This is a genomic window from Methylobacterium frigidaeris (assembly GCF_022179185.1).
Lineage (GTDB): Bacteria > Pseudomonadota > Alphaproteobacteria > Rhizobiales > Beijerinckiaceae > Methylobacterium > Methylobacterium frigidaeris.
In genome coordinates this window covers 284,312-303,137 of the sequence record NZ_BPQJ01000005.1, presented here as the reverse complement: position 1 = coordinate 303,137, position 18,826 = coordinate 284,312, and the positions used below count along the sequence as shown (strand labels likewise).

The window sequence follows — 18,826 nt, the reverse complement described above, 5'->3', positions numbered from 1 at the left end:
CGATCGTCCCGATGTTGCAGTGCGGCTTCGTCCGCGAAAACTTTTCCTTGGCCATCGCCAAAACTCCGTCGATCGAATGCGTGCGTTCTAGTCTAGGTTGATCCCCGCCGTGGCGGGCACCGAAGCTGTGAGGCGGCCTGAGATCAGGCCAACCTCATCAGGCGTACTTGGCAACCACCTTCTCGGCCTCGCCGCGCGGGACCTCTTCGTAGTGGTCGAACTGCATCGTGAAGTTCGCACGCCCCTGGGTGAAGGACCGCAGCTGGTTCACGTAGCCGAACATGTTGGCGAGCGGCACCATCGCGTTGATGACGTTGGCGTTGCCGCGCATATCCTGGCCCTGGATCTGGCCGCGCCGGGAATTCAGGTCGCCGATGACCGAGCCGGTATAGTCCTCCGGGGTCACGACCTCGACCTTCATCACCGGCTCAAGCAGGACCGAGCCACCCTTCTGCAGAGCCTCACGGAGCGCCGCCCGCGAGGCGATCTCGAAGGCCAGCGCCGAGGAGTCGACCTCGTGGTAGGCGCCGTCGACCAGCTCCACCTTGATGTCGACCACCGGGAAGCCCGCCAGGATACCGGCGGTCAGCACGCTGTTGAGGCCCTTCTCGACGCCCGGGATATACTCCTTCGGCACCGAGCCACCGACGATCTTCGACTCGAACGCGTAGCCGGCGCCCGGCTCGTTCGGCTCGACCACGAACTTCACCCGCGCGAACTGGCCGGTACCACCGGTCTGCTTCTTGTGGGTGTAGTCGATCTCGGTGCGCTTGGTCAGCTTCTCCCGGTACGCCACCTGCGGCTGGCCGATATTGGCCTCGACCTTGTAGGTACGCTTCAGGATGTCGACCTTGATGTCGAGGTGGAGCTCGCCCATCCCCTTCAGGATGGTCTGGCCCGACTCCTGGTCCGTGGAGACCCGGAAGGACGGGTCCTCGGCGGCGAGCTTCGAGAGCGCAATGCCGAGCTTCTCCTGGTCCGCCTTGGACTTGGGCTCGACGGCGATCTCGATGACCGGCTCCGGGAACTCCATCTTCTCGAGGATCACGGCCTTGGTCGGGTCGCACAGCGTGTCGCCGGTGCGGGTGTCCTTCAGACCCGCGAGCGCCACGATGTCACCGGCGAACGCCTCCTTGATGTCCTCGCGGTTGTTCGCGTGCATCAGGAGCATGCGGCCGACCCGCTCCTTCTTATCGCGGGTCGAGTTGATGACGTTCGCGCCCGAGTCGATCTTGCCCGAGTACACGCGGCAGAAGGTGATCGTGCCGACGTGGGGGTCGTCCATGATCTTGAAGGCGAGCATGGAGAAGGGATCGGAGTCGAGCGGGCGGCGGACCACCTCTTCCTCGGTCTTGAAGTCGATGCCCTTGATCTCGCCGCGGTCGGCGGGGGACGGCAGGTAGTCGACGACACCGTCGAGCAGGGGCTGCACGCCCTTGTTCTTGAACGCCGACCCGCACATCACGGGGTGGAAGGCGCGACGCTGCACGGCCGTACGCACCAGCTTGCGCATGGTGTCCTCGTCCGGCTCGGTGCCGTCGAGGTAGGCCGCCATCGCGTCGTCGTCCATCTCGACGCAGGCCTCGACCAGCTTGGTGCGGTACTCCGCAGCCTGGTCGGCGAGGTCGGCCGGGATCTCCTCCTCGGAGTAGTTGGCGCCGAGCGCCTCGCCCGACCACACGATCGCCTTCATCTTGATCAGGTCGACGACGCCCTTGAACGAGCTCTCGGCGCCGATCGGCAGCTGCAGGCAGACCGGCTTGCCGGCGACGCGGTCGATGATGTCGGCCACGCACTTGAAGAAGTCGGCGCCGATCTTGTCCATCTTGTTGACGAACACGATGCGCGGCACGTCGTACTTGTCGGCCTGGCGCCACACCGTCTCGGTCTGCGGCTCGACGCCCTGGTTGCCGTCGAGCACGCACACCGCGCCGTCGAGCACGCGGAGCGAGCGCTCCACCTCGATGGTGAAGTCGACGTGGCCGGGGGTGTCGATGATGTTCAGGCGCTTGTCGCGCCAGAAGCAGGTGGTCGCAGCCGAGGTGATCGTGATGCCACGCTCCTGCTCCTGCTCCATCCAGTCCATGGTGGCGGCGCCCTCATGGACCTCGCCGATCTTGTGGGACTTGCCGGTGTAGTAGAGGATCCGCTCGGTCGTCGTGGTCTTGCCGGCATCGATGTGGGCCATGATGCCGAAGTTGCGGTAGTCCTCGATCGCGTGCGTGCGGGGCATCGGGGGGCTCCTGAAGAGGGGTGCCGCCGCGGCGAGGCGGCGGTGAAGCGGCGTTTACCAGCGATAGTGCGAGAACGCCCGGTTGGCCTCGGCCATCCGGTGGGTGTCCTCGCGCTTCTTCACGGCGTTGCCGCGGTTGTTGGCGGCGTCGAGCAGTTCGGCGGAGAGACGCTCGACCATGGTACGGTCGTTGCGCGAGCGGGCGGCCTGGATCAGCCAGCGGATCGCCAGCGCCTGACGGCGCTCGGTGCGGACCTCGACCGGGACCTGGTAGGTCGCGCCGCCGACGCGGCGGGACCGGACCTCGATCGCCGGGGCGACGTTGTCGAGGGCGGCGCGGAACACCTCGATCGGGTTCGCCTTGGCCCGGGCCTCGATGATGTCGAACGCGCCGTAGACGATGTTCTCGGCGACCGACTTCTTGCCCTCGTACATCACCGAGTTCATGAACTTGGTGAGGACGACGTCGCCGTACTTGGCGTCGGGGATGATCTCGCGCTTCTCGGCGCTGTGGCGGCGGGACATCGCTCGCTCCGTCTTTAAGCTCTAAAAATCAACTGTTGTGCCCCGCGCAGGCCGCCTGGAACCATGCGGTCGGCGACATCCTTGCGGGACAGGCGATCGGTAGTACCAGTCCGCTTTTCGCTTACTTCGGACGCTTGGCGCCGTACTTCGAGCGACGCTGCTTGCGGTTCTTGACGCCCTGGGTGTCGAGCACGCCGCGCAGGATGTGGTAGCGCACGCCCGGAAGATCCTTCACGCGGCCGCCGCGGATCATCACCACGGAGTGTTCCTGAAGGTTGTGGCCCTCGCCCGGGATGTAGCCGATGACCTCGAAGCCGTTGGTCAGGCGGACCTTGGCGACCTTACGAAGCGCCGAGTTCGGCTTCTTCGGGGTCGTGGTGTAGACGCGGGTGCAGACGCCGCGCTTCTGCGGGCAGGCATCGAGGGCCGGCACCTTGTTGCGGGCCTTCTGCGCCTTCCGCGGATTGGCGATCAGCTGGTTGATCGTCGGCATGCCATTCCTCTCGCAACGCGTCGCCGTCCTGGCGACCGTCGTTTTCTAAAATCTCGTCTGAACGACCGTCGCTTCGGGCAAGAAGCGCAACGCAAATCGCGCCCCAGGCTGAAACCAGCCTTTGGCGCGCCATGCGAGCAGAGGACCACCGGGAGCAAGCCCCAGCGATCATGCCGGTCTGACACGTGTCAGTCGGTTGAAGTTCGGTCGCGTTTAGGAGACTTGGATCGAGGCACGAGGGGCACGTCGATCAGCTGTCGCCTACGGCCAGCCGTTCAGTAGGAGGGCCTATTACGGGCTCATCCCTCAGCCGTCAAGCGGAAACTTTCCTTTAAAGCTTGGCTGCTTACGCGAAAAGGCCGGCGCCCCGGGAGGGAGCGCCGGCCTTCTTTCTTCCCGGGTCCGGCAGGCGCGGGCGCCCGCCGGGCAAGTCCCCTGCCCTACTCGGCGGCGGGGAGCTGCTCGGCCAAAGCCGCGCCGCTCTCGGCCGACTTCTGCGCCATGATCAGGCCATCGCGGCGGCGGGCGATCGACTTGATGTCGGCGATCATCGCGCCGGTGCCCGCCGGGATCAGCGAGCCGACGATGACGTTCTCCTTCAGACCTTCGAGGTTGTCGACCTTGCCGTTGACCGCCGCCTCGGTGAGGACGCGGGTGGTCTCCTGGAACGACGCCGCCGAGATGAACGAGCGGGTCTGCAGCGAGGCCTTGGTGATGCCGAGCAGGACGGGGACGCCCTGGACCGGCTTCTTGCCTTCGGCGAGCAGCTGCTCGTTGATCTCCGCCAGCTCCATCCGGTCGATCTGGTCGCCGGTCAGGATCTCGGAATCGCCGCCGTCGGTGATCTCCACCTTCTGCAGCATCTGCCGGACGATGACCTCGATGTGCTTGTCGTTGATCGACACGCCCTGCAGCCGGTAGACTTCCTGAATCTCGTTGACGAGGTAGGCAGCGAGCTCCTCCACGCCCTTGATCGCCAGGATGTCGTGCGGCGCCGGGTTGCCGTCGACGATGAAGTCGCCGAGCTCGACCACGTCGCCGTCCTGCAGGTGGATGTGCTTGCCCTTCGGGATCAGGTACTCCACCGGCTCGGAGCCGTCATGCGGGGTCAGGCTCAGGCGGCGCTTGTTCTTGTAGTCGCGCCCGAACGAGATCGTGCCGGACTTCTCGGCGATGATCGCCGCGTCCTTCGGCCGACGGGCCTCGAACAGCTCCGCCACCCGCGGCAGACCGCCGGTGATGTCGCGGGTCTTGGCGCTCTCGGTCGAGACGCGGGCGAGGATGTCGCCGGCCTTGACCCGGGTGCCCGGATCGACGCCGATGATCGCCTCGACCGGCAGGAGCGAGCGCGCGTCCGAGCCGCGCGGCAGCTTCTGCACCCGGCCGTTCTGGTCGTGGATCGCGATCGCCGGACGCAGGTCCGCCGTCCGCGCCGAGCCGCGCCAGTCGATGACGACGCGCTTGGCGATGCCCGTCGATTCGTCGGTCGTCTCGGTGATCGACTGGCCGTCGATCAGGTCCTCGTAGGCCACGATGCCGTCGATCTCGGTCAGGATCGGCCGGGTGTAGGGATCCCACTCGGCGATGCGCTGGCCGCGCTTGATCGCGTCGCCCTCGTCCACCCGGACGCGGGCGCCGTATTGCAGGCGATGGACCGCCCGCTCGGTGCCGTCGGGCCCGACGATCACCACCGCCACGTTGCGGCCGGTGGCGATCAGGTCGCCGTCCGAGTTGCGGGCGAGACCGCGGTTGCGGATCTTCACCGTGCCCTCGAAGCTCGACTCGATGAAGGACGAGTCGGCGATCTGGGCGGCGCCGCCGATGTGGAAGGTGCGCATCGTGAGCTGGGTGCCCGGCTCGCCGATCGACTGCGCCGCGATGACGCCAACGGCCTCGCCCATGTTGACGGGCGTGCCGCGGGCGAGGTCGCGCCCGTAGCAGGTGGCGCAGACGCCGTTCCGGGTCGCGCAGACCAGGACCGAGCGGATCTTCACCTCCTGGATGCCGGCCTTGGTGATCGGCTCTAGGTGCTTCTCCTCGATCGTCTCGCCCTTGGCGACGATGATCGAGCCGTCATTGGCGACGAGGTCCTCGGCGGTGGCGCGGCCGAGGATGCGGGTCGCCAGCGAGGCCACGACTTGGCCGGCATCGATGATCGCGCGCATCCGGATGCCGCTCTCGGTGCCGCAATCGGTCTCGCGGATCACCGCGTCCTGCGCCACGTCGACGAGGCGGCGGGTCAGGTAGCCCGAGTTCGCGGTCTTGAGCGCGGTGTCGGCGAGGCCCTTGCGGGCACCGTGCGTCGAGTTGAAGTACTCGAGCACGTCCAGGCCTTCCTTGAAGTTCGAGATGATCGGGGTCTCGATGATCTCGCCCGAGGGCTTGGCCATCAGACCGCGCATCGCCGCGAGCTGCTTCATCTGCGCCGGCGAGCCACGGGCGCCCGAGTGGCTCATCATGTAGATCGAGTTGACCTGCTTGTCAGCGCCGTGCTCGTCCTTCTGCACGGACGAGATGCGGTTCATCATCTCGCCGGCGAGACGGTCGGAGCACTTGGCCCAGGCGTCCACCACCTTGTTGTACTTCTCGCCCTGGGTGATCAGGCCGTCCTGGTACTGCTGCTCATAGTCCTTCACGAGCGAGCGGGTCTCGTCGACGATCGACCACTTGTTGTCCGGCACCACCATGTCGTCCTTGCCGAACGAGATGCCGGCGCGGAAGGCGTGGATGAAGCCCAGACCCATGATCCGGTCGCAGAAGATCACCGACTCCTTCTGACCGCAATGGCGGTAGACGGTGTCGATCATCGCCGAGATCTCCTTCTTCGTCATCAGCTTGTTGACGACGTCGAAGGGGACGCGCTTGTGGCGCGGCAGGACGCTCGACAGGATCACGCGGCCGGGCGTGGTGTCGTAGATCCGGGTGACCTCGTTTCCGTCCGAATCGAGGCCCTTCCAGCGCCACTTGATCTTGGTGTGCAGCGTGACGGTGCGAGCCGCCAGCGCGTGCTCCAGCTCGCCGAAATCGCCGAACACGCCCTTCATCGGGTTCTTCGGGTCGTTCGGCTTGTGCTCACCCGGCGAGCCGTCGGCGACGATCGACAGGTAGTACAGGCCGAGCACGATGTCCTGCGACGGCACGATGATCGGCGCGCCGTTCGCGGGGTGCAGGATGTTGTTCGTCGACATCATCAGGACGCGCGCTTCCAGCTGCGCCTCGAGCGACAGCGGGACGTGCACGGCCATCTGGTCGCCGTCGAAGTCGGCGTTGAACGCGGCGCAGACCAGCGGGTGCAGCTGGATCGCCTTGCCCTCGATCAGCTTCGGCTCGAAGGCCTGGATGCCGAGCCGGTGCAGCGTCGGCGCCCGGTTCAGCATCACGGGGTGCTCGCGGATCACCTCGTCCAGGATGTCCCAGACTTCCGGCTTCTCCTTCTCGACGAGCTTCTTCGCCTGCTTCACCGTGGCCGAGAAGCCCTTGGCGTCGAGGCGCGCGTAGATGAACGGCTTGAACAGCTCGAGCGCCATCTTCTTGGGCAGCCCGCACTGGTGCAGCTTCAGCTCCGGGCCGACCACGATGACCGAACGGCCGGAATAGTCGACGCGCTTGCCGAGCAGGTTCTGGCGGAACCGGCCCTGCTTGCCCTTCAGCATGTCGGCGAGCGACTTCAGCGGGCGCTTGTTGGCGCCCGTGATGACGCGGCCGCGCCGGCCGTTGTCGAACAGCGCATCGACCGCCTCCTGCAGCATCCGCTTCTCGTTGCGGATGATGATGTCCGGCGCACGCAGCTCGATCAGCCGCTTGAGGCGGTTGTTGCGGTTGATGACGCGGCGGTAGAGGTCGTTGAGGTCGGAGGTCGCGAAGCGGCCGCCGTCGAGCGGGACGAGCGGGCGCAGATCCGGCGGGATCACCGGCACGACGGTCAGGATCATCCACTCGGGCCGGTTGCCCGAGAGCTGGAACGCCTCGATGATCTTGAGGCGCTTGAGCAGCTTCTTGGGCTTCAGCTCGGAGGTGGTGGTCGCGATCTCCTCGCGCAGGTCGGCCGCGATCTTGTCGAGGTCCAGCTCCTGCAGGATGCGCCGGATCGCCTCCGCACCGATCATCGCGGTGAACGAGTCCTCGCCGTACTCCTCCTGCGCGCGCAGGTACTCCTCCTCCGACAGGAGCTGACGCTCCTTCAGCGGGGTGAGGCCCGGCTCGATGACGACGTAGGACTCGAAGTACAGGATGCGCTCGAGGTCCTTGAGCGCCATGTCGAGCAGGAGGCCGATGCGGCTCGGCAGCGACTTCAGGAACCAGATGTGGGCGACGGGCGCAGCGAGCTCGATATGGCCCATGCGGTCGCGCCGCACGCGCGCGAGGGTGACCTCGACGCCGCACTTCTCGCAGATCACGCCCTTGTACTTCATGCGCTTGTACTTGCCGCACAAGCACTCGTAATCCTTGATCGGCCCGAAGATCCGGGCGCAGAACAGGCCGTCACGCTCGGGCTTGAACGTACGGTAGTTGATGGTCTCGGGCTTCTTGATCTCGCCGTAGGACCAGGACAGGATCTTCTCAGGCGACGAGATCGAGATCTTGATCTGGTCGAAGCTCTGAGGCTGAGCCTGCTGGTTGAAAAGATTCATGACCTCTTGGTTCATGATCTGCTCCTTGGCTGACGGGGCGCCGCGAAGGGCCGGGTCGGCGGCCGCCGTCTGATGAAACGGGTTTGGCGGCCGGGGCCCTCGTGCGAGGGCCCCGCCGCTGTCGCGATGGGCGGTGTCGGGAAGGGCCTACTCGGCCGCCTCCGGGGGCGCCTCGAGCTGATCGTTGGCAGCGCGCTTGGAGGACAGCAACTCGACGTTGAGGCCGAGCGACCGCATCTCCTTCACCAGCACGTTGAAGCTCTCCGGGATGCCCGCCTCGAAGGTGTCGTCGCCACGCACGATGGCCTCGTAGACCTTTGTACGGCCAGCGACGTCGTCGGACTTCACCGTCAGCATCTCCTGCAGCGTGTAGGCGGCGCCGTAGGCCTCGAGGGCCCACACCTCCATCTCGCCGAAGCGCTGGCCGCCGAACTGCGCCTTGCCGCCCAGGGGCTGCTGGGTGACGAGCGAGTAAGGACCGATCGAGCGCGCGTGGATCTTGTCGTCCACCAGGTGGTGCAGCTTCAGCATGTAGATGTAGCCGACTGTCACCTTGCGGTCGAAGGGCTCGCCGGTGCGTCCGTCATAGAGCGTCGACTGGCCCGAGCGGTCGAGACCCGCCATCTCCAGCATCGTCTCGATGTCGGCTTCCTTGGCGCCGTTGAACACCGGGGTGGCCATCGGGACGCCGCGGCGCAGGTTGTTGCCGACCTCGGCGAGTTCCTGGTCGGAGAGGCCGGCCAGCTCGGACTCGCTGTAGATCGCCTTCATGCGCTCGCGCAGGGGCTCGACGTCGTGGGTGCGCAGGTACGCGTCCACGGCCTGCGAGACCTGTCGGCCGAGGCCGGCGGCGGCCCAGCCCAGATGCGTCTCGAGGATCTGGCCGACATTCATCCGGCTCGGCACGCCGAGCGGGTTGAGCACGATGTCGGCGTGCGTGCCGTCCTCCAGGAACGGCATGTCCTCGATCGGCACGATGCGCGAGACGACGCCCTTGTTGCCGTGACGGCCCGCCATCTTGTCGCCGGGCTGGATCTTGCGCTTCACCGCCACGAAGACCTTGACCATCTTCATGACGCCCGGGGGCAGCTCGTCGCCGCGCTGCAGCTTCTCGACCTTGTCGAGGAAGCGCTGCTCGAGGCGCTTCTTCGACTCGTCGTACTGCTTCTGCATCGCCTCCATCTCGGTCATGAGACGGTCTTCGACGACGGCGAACTGCCACCACTGCGAGCGGGGGTAATCCGCCAGCAGCTCACGGGTGAGCGTGGTCTCCTTCTTGAAGCCCTTCGGGCCGGCGACCGGCGACTGGCCGACCAGAAGGTCGCCGAGCCGCGCATAGGTGTTGCGGTCGAGGATCGCCTGCTCGTCGTCGCGGTCTTTGGCGAGACGCTCGATCTCCTCGCGCTCGATGGCCTGGGCACGCTCGTCCTTGTCGACGCCGTGGCGGTTGAACACCCGCACCTCGACGATCGTGCCGGTGACGCCCGGCGGCACCCGCAGGGAGGTGTCGCGCACGTCCGAGGCCTTCTCGCCGAAGATGGCGCGCAGGAGCTTCTCCTCCGGCGTCATCGGGCTCTCGCCCTTCGGGGTGATCTTGCCGACCAGGATGTCGCCCGCGTGGACCTCGGCGCCGATATAGACGATGCCGGCCTCGTCGAGGTTCTTGAGCGCCTCCTCCGAGACGTTCGGGATGTCGCGGGTGATCTCCTCCGGCCCGAGCTTGGTGTCGCGGGCCATCACCTCGAATTCCTCGATGTGGATCGAGGTAAACACGTCATCCTTCACGATCCGCTCGGAGAGCAGGATCGAGTCCTCGAAGTTGTAGCCGTTCCAGGGCATGAACGCGACGAGCACGTTGCGGCCGAGCGCCAGCTCGCCGAATTCGGTCGAGGGACCGTCGGCGATGATGTCGCCCTTCTTCACCACGTCGCCGACGCGCACGAGCGGCTTCTGGGTGATGCAGGTCGACTGGTTGGAGCGCTGGAACTTCTGCAGCCGGTAGATGTCGACGCCGGGCTTCGAGGCGTCGGCCTCGTCGGTGGCGCGGATGACGATACGGGTCGCGTCGACCTGGTCGATGACGCCCGCGCGCCGGGCGCCGATCGCAGCACCCGAGTCACGCGCGACCACCGCCTCCATGCCGGTGCCGACGAAGGGCGCGTCGGCGCGAACGAGCGGCACCGCCTGGCGCTGCATGTTCGAGCCCATCAGCGCGCGGTTGGCGTCGTCGTTCTCGAGGAACGGGATCAGCGCCGCGGCGACCGACACGAGCTGCTTCGGCGACACGTCCATGAGGTCGACCCGCTCGGGGCCGACGACGATCACCTCGCCTGCCCGCCGGCAGACCACGAGGTCCTCCGTGAGCTTGCGGTTCTCGTCCATCTGGGCGTTGGCCTGGGCGACGTAGTACTTCGCCTCCTCCATCGCCGACAGGTAGGCGACCTCGTCCGTGACCACGCCGTCGCGCACGCGGCGGAACGGGGTCTCGATGAAGCCGTACTTGTTCACCCGGGCGAAGGTGGCGAGCGAGTTGATCAGGCCGATATTCGGGCCTTCCGGCGTCTCGATCGGGCAGATCCGGCCATAGTGGGTCGGGTGCACGTCGCGCACCTCGAAGCCGGCGCGCTCGCGGGTCAGGCCGCCCGGGCCCAGCGCCGAGAGGCGGCGCTTGTGCGTCACCTCGGAGAGCGGGTTGGTCTGGTCCATGAACTGCGACAGCTGCGACGAGCCGAAGAACTCGCGCACAGCGGCCGCCGCGGGCTTCGCGTTGATCAAGTCCTGCGGCATCACGGTGTCGATGTCGACCGACGACATCCGCTCCTTGATGGCGCGCTCCATGCGCAGGAGACCCAGCCGGTACTGGTTCTCCATCAGCTCGCCGACCGAGCGCACCCGGCGGTTGCCGAGATGGTCGATGTCGTCGATCTCGCCCTTGCCGTCGCGCAGGTCCACCAGCGCCTTGACGACCGCCAGCATGTCCTCGCGACGAAGCGTCCGCACGGTGTCGGCGGCGTCGAGGTCGAGGCGCATGTTCATCTTCACGCGGCCGACGGCCGAGAGGTCGTAGCGCTCCGCGTCGAAGAACAGCGAGTGGAACATCGCCTCCGCCGTCTCGAGGGTCGGCGGCTCGCCCGGACGCATCACCCGGTAGATGTCGAACAGCGCGCCCTCGCGGGCCGAGTTCTTGTCGACCGCCAGCGTGTTGCGGATGTAGGGACCGATGTTCACGTGGTCGATGTCGAGGACCGGGATCTCCTCGATGCCGACGTCGGAGAGGCCCTTCAGGACCTTCTCGCTGATCTCATCGCCGGCCTCGGCGTAGATCTCGCCGGTCTTGTAGTTGACCATGTCCTCGGCGATGTACTGGCCGACCAGGTCGTCGTCGGTGGCGCGCAGGGCCTTCACGCCCTTCTCGGCGATCTGGCGGGCGGCGCGCGCGGTCAGCTTCTTGCCGGCCTCCAGCACCACCTCGCCGGAATCGGCGTCGATCAGGTCGGTCGAGGCCTTGAAGCCCTTCAGCCGCTCGGCGTCGTAGGGCACGCGCCAGTCGCGCCCGTCACGGCTGTAGGTGACGCGGTTGTAGAATGTCGAGAGGATCTCCTCGCCATCCAGGCCGAGCGCGAAGAGCAGCGAGGTGACGGGGATCTTGCGCTTGCGGTCGATGCGCGCGTGCACGATGTCCTTGGCGTCGAACTCGACGTCGAGCCAGGAGCCGCGATACGGGATGATGCGCGCCGCGAACAGGAGCTTGCCCGAGGAGTGGGTCTTGCCCTTGTCGTGATCGAAGAACACGCCCGGCGAACGGTGCATCTGCGAGACGATGACGCGCTCGGTGCCGTTGACGATGAAGGTGCCGTTCTCCGTCATCAGGGGCATGTCGCCCATGTAGACGTCCTGCTCCTTGATGTCCTTGACCGACTTGGCGCCGGTATCGGGATCGACATCGAACACGATCAGCCGCAGGGTCACCTTCAGCGGGGCCGCGAAGGTGATGCCGCGCTGACGGCACTCGTCGACGTCGTACTTCGGCTGCTCGAAGGTGTACTTGACGAACTCGAGGAGCGCGGTCGAGGAGAAGTCGGAGATCGGGAAAACGGACTTGAAGACCGATTGCAGGCCCTCGTCGGCGCGGCCGCCCTCGGGCTCGTCCACCATCAGGAACTGGTCGTAGGACGCCTTCTGGACCTCGATGAGGTTCGGCATCTCGGCGACTTCCCGAATCTTGCCGAAGAACTTGCGAATGCGCTTGCGACCGACCAGCGTGTTGGCCATGGGTTGACCTCGCTCCTCATCCACCGCTTATACGGCCCCGGTGGGACGCTGGCCGAATCGAGCCCGCATCAGACCTGCCTGGGACCGCGCGGGCCGCCCGTGCACCGGCCGCCCGCAACTCTCGAAAACGTATATGGTGATCCATGCCCCGGATCCCGAGGGGGTGCGCTTAAAGCGACCATAGCCCGCGAGCGCGAGGCCCGCGGGCTGGTGGCCCCGGACCGGCCGAGGCCGGGTCCGGAGCACGATGCGGGCCGGAAGGCCCGCCATCGCCTTACTTGAGCTCGACCTTGGCGCCGGCCTTCTCGAGCTGGGCCTTGAGCTTGGCGGCGTCGTCCTTGGACACGCCCTCCTTGACCGGCTTCGGAGCGCCCTCGACCAGGTCCTTGGCCTCCTTGAGGCCGAGGCCGGTGATCGCGCGGACCTCCTTGATGACCTCGATCTTCTTGTCGCCGGCCGAAGCGAGGACGACGGTGAACTCGGTCTGCTCCTCGACGGGGGCGGCAGCGGCGCCACCGGCCGGGCCGGCAGCGACGGCGACGGCGGCAGCCGCCGAGACGCCCCACTTCTCCTCGAGCATCTTCGCGAGCTCGGCAGCCTCGAGAACGGTCAGCGAGGACAGGTCGTCGACGAGCTTGGCAAGATCAGCCATTTTTCACTTCCTGATGTTGTCGGTTTGAACGGTTTGGTCTCGAACAGCCCGTTAGGCCGCTTCGTCGGTCTGGGCGTCGCCGGTCTTGGCATAGGCCCCGAACACGCGCGCGAGCTTGGCGGCCGGCGCGTTGACGACCTGAGCGATCTTGGTCGCGGGAGCCTGGACAAGGCCCACGAGCTTGGCGCGCAGTTCGTCGAGGGACGGTAGCGAGGCCAGAGCCTTCACGCCGTCCGGGTTCAGGGCGGTCGTCCCCATGGCTCCGCCGAGGATGACCAGCTTCTCGTTGGCCTTGGCGAAGTCCACCGCCACCTTCGCGGCCGCGACCGGATCGCTCGAATAGGCGAGCAGGGTCGGGCCCTTCAGGAGGGGCTGAATGGAGGCGACGTCCGTGCCTTCGAGAGCGATGTTGGCGAGGCGGTTCTTCGCGACCTTCACGGTGGCGCCGGCCTGCTTCATCTGCGAGCGCAGCTTCTGCATGTCGGCGACCGTGAGGCCCTTGTAGTGGGCCACGACGACGACGGAGGTGTTCGCGAACACCCCGTTGAGCGTCGCGACGAGATCAGCTTTTGCTGCTCTGTCCACCTTGGCTCTCTCCGGTTGGCGGAACCCGGATGGGCCCCGCCGGTTGCATTTGCCGCCCAGGATGAGCCGGGGCCTTCACGGGAAGACCGCGACGTCCTGAACGACGCTTCACGGCCCTGCCCCCGATGCCAAGGACCGATCAAGTCCCTCGCCTCGGGCGAGATGGTTCAAACCGACGCCCCGCCGGCCTCGATGAGGCCGTTGAGGCGGTGAAACTCGGTCTTCCCCGTCTGTGCAGGCTTTGCGGTTTAAGCCGGCGGATGCCGGCGCCTGCAGTCTCGGACAGGACATGGCCGGACGGGGCGCGAGGGGTTTCCCCCTGAGCCCTTCCGGCCACTCTGGTCACCCGGTGGCCCGGGGACCTCTCTCAAGGACCGGCCGGTCGGCCGAATCCTTTCGATCTCGGAAACGTGGAGCCGGGTCTATAGCGGCGTGCAAGCGGCCTGCCAAGTGCCCAGGAAGGGGAAATTCGGTCGCAGGGATCGATTTTCCGTGAGCGCTTCGCGATCACGCCGCCTGCTGGGCTCCTGCCCTCCTCGCGGCGGCCTCGGCCTTCGCCTTGTCCTGGGCCGCGTAGAACGAGGCGTTGTGCTCGCCGCGCAGGGCCTCGCGGGTGAAGCGGATCAGGTGGTGGGCGACGAAGCCCATGTTGAACACCGCCTCGATCTGCCCACGTTTGAGGGCGTAGCCGGCGGCGCGCCAGAACGGCTTGCGGTAGTCGGAAAACAGTCCGACCCGCGTCAGGATGTTGAAGCCGAGAATCAGGCCGCGGCGCAGGTTGGTCAGCGTCAGCTTGGCCGAGGTCGGCGTGGTGATCCGGTTCGGATAGGTCACGTCGCACTGGCGCGTGAAACGCTCGAACAGCTGCTCGGGCGAGTAGGCGTGCGCGATGGCCCGGCGCCAGGAGCCGACCACGTCGTCGTGGGGGCGCTTGAACAGCACGTTCGATTCGAGGCTGGCGTCGTGGACGAGCCGTCCCTCGCGCTCGAGCCGGTCCCATAGCGGGGTCTTCGGCAGGGCCTGGAGCAGGTTGATGGTGAGGACCGGGATCGCCGACTTGTCGATGAAGTCGATCAGGTTCTGCTCGGAGCGGTCGGTGTCGGTGTCGAGGCCCAGGATGATGCCGGAGGTGACCTCCAGCCCGTAGGAGTTCAGGGTCTCGATCGCCTCGTACATCGGCACGGCGGCGTTGTGGGTCTTGTCGATGCCCTTCAGCGCGTCGGCCTCCGGGGTCTCGATGCCGACGAACACCGTCATGAAGTTGGCTTGGCGCATCAGCTCGAGGATCTCGGGCTGCTTGGCCATGTTCAGCGTCGCCTCGCAGGCGAACTGGAGCGGGTAGTTGTTCCGCTTCTGCCACTCCACCAAGTGCGGCAGCATCTCCCGCGTCGCCTTGCGGTTGCCGATGAAGTTGTCGTCCACGAAGTAGACCACCGCCGGGTGGGCCGGCTGGGCGATGATCGCGTCGAGTTCGGCGCAGAGCTGTTCGGGGGTCTTGAGCCGCGGCTGGCGGCCATAAAGCTGCGGGATGTCGCAGAACTCGCAGCGATAGGGGCAGCCGGAGGAGAATTGCAGCGAGCCGATGAGGTAGCGCTTGAGCGGAACGCGCTCATAGGCCGGGGCCGGGAAGTCTGAGAGGCCGAGGCGGTCCTTGGTCTCGAACCGCTCCGGCTCGTCCGGCACCGCCACGGTCTCGTCGAGGCGCCGGATCAGCGCGTCGGTGGCGTCGCCGATCTCGCCGATATGGAGGTAGTCGAAGTCCGGGTATTTCTCCGGTGCGCCGGAGACGGAGGGACCGCCCAGGACCGCGACCTTGCCGGCGGCGTGGGCGCGCCGGCCGATCTCGTGGATCTGGCCCTCCTGGATATGCATCCCCGACACGAACACCGCGTCGGCCCAGGCGAAATCCTCGGGCCTCGCCCGAGCGATGTTCTCGTCGATGACCCTTACCTCCCATGCCTCGGGCATGTAGGCGGCGATCACGAGCAGCCCCTGCGGCGGCATGAAGGCCTTCACGCCGCCCATCAGCGGATAGGCGTGCGAGAAGGTGCCGAACGAGGGCGTGTAGGCGGGGAAGACGCAGAGGATGCGTCGCGAGGAGGAGACCGGGACGGTGCTGCGCATGGCGCCATATCTAGCACAGCGTCGCCGGAAGGCTGCCCCGTCGCGTTAGGTTTTCGCCGCGCTGCGGCAGCGGGCCGGCAGCCGTGTTGCCGCGACGTCGGGTGGTGGTCACGACAGCACCAATCCCCGACATGCGAAGCGCCCGGTCCGTTGCCGGACCGGGCGCTTCAGGTCGTCACCGCGACAGTCGCGTCGGCGTCAGGCGCCGGCGGCGACCAGCACGCTCGAGGGATCGACCTTCACACCCGGGCCCATCGTCGAGGAGACGGCGATGCGCTGGATGTAGGTGCCCTTGGCGCCGGCGGGCTTGGCCTTGGCGACCGCGTCCGCGAAGGCGCGGATATTCTCGACGATCTTCTGCTCGTCGAACGAGACCTTGCCGATACCGGCGTGGACGATGCCCGCCTTCTCGACGCGGAACTCGACCGAGCCGCCCTTGGCGCCGGCGACGGCGCCCTTCACGTCCATGGTGACGGTGCCGACCTTCGGGTTCGGCATCAGGCCGCGCGGGCCCAGCACCTTACCGAGGCGGCCGACCAGCGGCATCATGTCCGGAGTGGCGATGCAGCGATCGAAGTCGATCGTGCCGCCCTGGATCGTCTCGAGCAGGTCCTCGGCCCCGACGATGTCGGCGCCAGCGGCCCGGGCCTCGTCGGCCTTCGGGCCGCGGGCGAACACCGCCACCCGCACGGTCCGGCCGGAGCCGTTCGGCAGGTTGCAGACGCCACGGACCATCTGGTCGGCGTGGCGGGGGTCGACGCCGAGGTTCATCGAGACCTCGAAGGTCTCGTCGAACTTGGCTTTGGCCCGCTCCTTGATCAGCTTCACCGCGTCGGCGAGCGGATAGAGCTTGGTGACCTCGATGCCCTCGCGGGCGGAGCGGATGCGCTTGCCTGTCTTTGCCATGTCGCCCTCCCCTTACGCGGTGATCTCGAGGCCCATGGCGCGGGCGGAGCCGCGAATCATGGCAACGGCGGAATCGACCGAATCGCAGTTCAGGTCGGGCATCTTCTTCTCGGCGATCTCGCGGATCTGCGCCTCGGAGACCTTGCCGGCGGGCGCGCCCTTGCCGGGGGTCTTCGAGCCGGAGGCCGGCTTCTTGCCGATCTTCAGACCGGCGGCCTTCTTCAGGAAGAAGGAGACCGGGGGCTGCTTCATCTCGAAGGTGAAGGAGCGGTCCTGATACGCGGTGATGATCACCGGGATCGGGGTGCCCTTCTCGATCTGCGCGGTCTTCGCATTGAAGGCCTTGCAGAATTCCATGATGTTGAGGCCGCGCTGACCGAGCGCGGGACCGATCGGCGGCGACGGGTTGGCGGCGCCGGCCGGGACCTGAAGCTTCACGTAGCCCGTGATCTTCTTCGCCATGGGACTGCTCCCAGAGTAGCCCTACTTCTCGAGGGCGGTTGCAGGTCGCGGTGCGGCCCGGGCTCCCGGAGGCGTGCCGGGCGGGCCTTCCGCGGGTGAGAGGCGGATCTTCCGGAACGGCGACGACGAGGCGCGCTGCCGCGCCCCGTGCGAGTCCCGAAACGATCCGCCGGTGACGATCAGAGCTTCTCGACCTGACCGTATTCGAGCTCGACCGGGGTCGCCCGGCCGAAGATGGAGACCGCCACCTTGAGGCGGGAGCGGCTCTCGTCGACTTCCTCGACGATGCCGTTGAAGGACGCGAAGGGGCCATCCGCGACGCGGACCTGCTCGCCGACCTCATAGGCGATCGAAGCCTTCGGGCGCTCGGTGCCTTCCTGGACCTGGCCCTTGATGCGCTCGGCCTCGGCGTCCGGGATCGGCACCGGCTTCGACTTGTCGGCTCCGAGGAAGCCCGTGACCTTCGGGGTGTTCTTGATGAGGTGGTAGACCTCGTCGGTGAGGTCGCACTTCACCAGCACGTAGCCGGGGAAGAACTTGCGCTCGGCATCGACCTTGCGGCCGCGGCGCACCTCCACGACCTTCTCGGTCGGGACCATGACCTCGTCGAACTTCTCCGTCAGGCCGCGCTGCGCCGCCTGGTCCTTGATCGACTGCGCGACCTTGTTCTCGAAGTTCGAATAGGCGTGGACGATGTACCAGCGCTTCGACACGGCGTTCACTCCAATCCGGCGGCGGCCCCGACGTTTCGGGCCGGCTCGGCCGGGTCTTGCGGCTCGATCAGGCCCCGATGCCCAGCACCAGCGTCACAGCGTAGCGCAGCACCTGGTCGACGACGGTGAAGAACACGCTCGCCACCACCACCATGACGAAGACCATCAGGGTAGTGACCAGGGTCTCCTTGCGGGTCGGCCAGGTGACCTTCCGGCCCTCGTCGCGCACCTGCTGCAGGAACTCGAACGGACCGACCCGCTTCTGCACCGGACGCACGGGCGGCGTCGGCGTCGAGCCGCCGCCGCGGGTCGGCGGGGTGCTGCGGGAGGCGTTGCGCCCGAGGTCCATCTTCTTCGTCGCTTCGTTCGATGCCATGGCTCGGACAACCGATGCGCTCGAAACCAACGGCGGCGCGCGAGCCTGAAGGATCACCCCCGGCCCGCATAGCCGCCTGTTCGATCTGGGATGGGCGCAGCGTCTAGCGCAGTTGCCTGCACTTGTCGACTGTCCCGGACGGATTGTTGTTCGGAGAGATCTGCCGGTGAGGGCGGAGGCTCCGGTCGGCTCGCGGTCCCTGGCAGGAGTGGAGGGACTCGAACCCCCAACCCCCGGTTTTGGAGACCGGTGCTCTGACCAGTTGAGCTACACTCCTGCAGCGCCGCGGCGCGACCGCTCTCTAGCCGGATCCCCGGCCCGGATGCAAGCGGAATGTTGCTGAAGCCCTCTCGCGTGCTCCGGTGCCCGTCGCCGGCCTCGGCCGGCACGAGCTTCCCGCCCGCGACGGTCTTCGAGGCGCGAACATGCGTTCCGGACGCAGCTTACGCGATTACCTTCGCAGCAAGGCATATCGACGATCTTTTGAGGCGACCCGTAGAATCGTCGACGGCAACGAGGTAAACCTCTCTCATTCCACAAGGATGCATCGCGTTGCCGGACAGGATCGCGATCCGCGCCAAGCTGATCGGCAGCTTCGCGGTGATGCTCGTGCTGATGGCCGGGCTGGCGGGCCAGGCCCTCGGCCGGATCCAGGCCTAGACGCTGCGGATCCGCGTCAACGGCGGCCGCCTGATCTCGGCCCGCACCGACCCGCCGTCGCGTCGGGGAACTGGCGGGCGAGCGCGAGGCCTACGGCCGAGTGGTGTCCCGCCCGAGATGAAGGGCCTCTCAGCCACCTTGGACCGGCAGTGGCGTGCATCTGTGGTCGGCTGGCCGCCTCGCCCGGGCCGGCG

Annotated in this window: 12 protein-coding genes and 1 tRNA gene; all 13 read right to left on the bottom strand. The window is 66.9% G+C overall.

The genetic code is table 11. The annotated features are described in order from the left end of the window. Positions 1-157: 157 nt before the first annotated feature. Entirely contained in the window at positions 158-2,233 is a 2,076-nt protein-coding gene (gene fusA / locus MFF64_RS08035; RefSeq protein ID WP_099906232.1) for an elongation factor G, read from the bottom strand. Between the two features lie 54 nt (positions 2,234-2,287). Then, positions 2,288-2,758: a 30S ribosomal protein S7 gene (gene rpsG, locus MFF64_RS08030; protein WP_099906230.1), complete on the bottom strand. Its 471-nt coding sequence runs from the start codon at positions 2,756-2,758 to the stop codon at positions 2,288-2,290. 121 nt (positions 2,759-2,879) lie between these two features. Next, positions 2,880-3,251 (bottom strand): 30S ribosomal protein S12, encoded by a 372-nt coding sequence (gene rpsL / locus MFF64_RS08025; protein WP_048429408.1) that lies wholly within the window; start codon positions 3,249-3,251, stop codon positions 2,880-2,882. A 440-nt stretch (positions 3,252-3,691) separates the two neighbouring features. Beyond that, complete coding sequence (gene rpoC / locus MFF64_RS08020; RefSeq protein ID WP_238190332.1) at positions 3,692-7,897, bottom strand: DNA-directed RNA polymerase subunit beta'; 4,206 nt, start codon at positions 7,895-7,897, stop codon at positions 3,692-3,694. Between the two features lie 132 nt (positions 7,898-8,029). After that, a complete protein-coding gene (gene rpoB, locus MFF64_RS08015) occupies positions 8,030-12,154 on the bottom strand; it encodes a DNA-directed RNA polymerase subunit beta (RefSeq protein WP_238190330.1) in 4,125 nt (1,374 codons plus the stop codon). A 274-nt stretch (positions 12,155-12,428) separates the two neighbouring features. Further along, positions 12,429-12,806, bottom strand: coding sequence for a 50S ribosomal protein L7/L12 (rplL, locus tag MFF64_RS08010; RefSeq protein WP_060849032.1), 378 nt, complete (start codon positions 12,804-12,806; stop codon positions 12,429-12,431). Positions 12,807-12,857: 51 nt separating this feature from the next. Next, positions 12,858-13,391, bottom strand: coding sequence for a 50S ribosomal protein L10 (gene rplJ / locus MFF64_RS08005; RefSeq protein ID WP_099906876.1), 534 nt, complete (start codon positions 13,389-13,391; stop codon positions 12,858-12,860). Between the two features lie 507 nt (positions 13,392-13,898). Then, positions 13,899-15,515 carry a B12-binding domain-containing radical SAM protein gene (locus tag MFF64_RS08000; protein ID WP_099906874.1) on the bottom strand — a complete coding sequence of 539 codons (1,617 nt, stop codon included), beginning with the start codon at positions 15,513-15,515 and terminating at the stop codon, positions 13,899-13,901. A gap of 198 nt (positions 15,516-15,713) precedes the next feature. Next, a complete protein-coding gene (gene rplA / locus MFF64_RS07995) occupies positions 15,714-16,421 on the bottom strand; it encodes a 50S ribosomal protein L1 (RefSeq protein ID WP_099906872.1) in 708 nt (235 codons plus the stop codon). Between the two features lie 12 nt (positions 16,422-16,433). Next, on the bottom strand, positions 16,434-16,883 hold the full coding sequence (gene rplK, locus MFF64_RS07990; RefSeq protein ID WP_048430287.1) for a 50S ribosomal protein L11: 450 nt from the start codon (positions 16,881-16,883) through the stop codon (positions 16,434-16,436). A 179-nt stretch (positions 16,884-17,062) separates the two neighbouring features. Next, a complete protein-coding gene (gene nusG, locus MFF64_RS07985; RefSeq protein ID WP_099903970.1) occupies positions 17,063-17,596 on the bottom strand; it encodes a transcription termination/antitermination protein NusG in 534 nt (177 codons plus the stop codon). A gap of 67 nt (positions 17,597-17,663) precedes the next feature. Beyond that, a complete protein-coding gene (secE, locus tag MFF64_RS07980; RefSeq protein WP_099903964.1) occupies positions 17,664-17,972 on the bottom strand; it encodes a preprotein translocase subunit SecE in 309 nt (102 codons plus the stop codon). A 200-nt stretch (positions 17,973-18,172) separates the two neighbouring features. Then, positions 18,173-18,249 (bottom strand) — tRNA-Trp (locus tag MFF64_RS07975). Positions 18,250-18,826 lie beyond the last annotated feature (577 nt).

Bases quoted from the DNA above. Each gene is read 5' to 3' on its own strand.
- fusA (WP_099906232.1), bottom strand. From the start codon at position 2,233: ATGCCCCGCACGCACGCGATCGAGGACTACCGCAACTTCGGCATCATG.
- rpsG (WP_099906230.1), bottom strand. From the start codon at position 2,758: ATGTCCCGCCGCCACAGCGCCGAGAAGCGCGAGATCATCCCCGACGCC.
- rpsL (WP_048429408.1), bottom strand. From the start codon at position 3,251: ATGCCGACGATCAACCAGCTGATCGCCAATCCGCGGAAGGCGCAGAAG.
- rpoC (WP_238190332.1), bottom strand. From the start codon at position 7,897: ATGAACCAAGAGGTCATGAATCTTTTCAACCAGCAGGCTCAGCCTCAG.
- rpoB (WP_238190330.1), bottom strand. From the start codon at position 12,154: ATGGCCAACACGCTGGTCGGTCGCAAGCGCATTCGCAAGTTCTTCGGC.
- rplL (WP_060849032.1), bottom strand. From the start codon at position 12,806: ATGGCTGATCTTGCCAAGCTCGTCGACGACCTGTCCTCGCTGACCGTT.
- MFF64_RS08000 (WP_099906874.1), bottom strand. From the start codon at position 15,515: ATGCGCAGCACCGTCCCGGTCTCCTCCTCGCGACGCATCCTCTGCGTC.
- rplA (WP_099906872.1), bottom strand. From the start codon at position 16,421: ATGGCAAAGACAGGCAAGCGCATCCGCTCCGCCCGCGAGGGCATCGAG.
- rplK (WP_048430287.1), bottom strand. From the start codon at position 16,883: ATGGCGAAGAAGATCACGGGCTACGTGAAGCTTCAGGTCCCGGCCGGC.
- secE (WP_099903964.1), bottom strand. From the start codon at position 17,972: ATGGCATCGAACGAAGCGACGAAGAAGATGGACCTCGGGCGCAACGCC.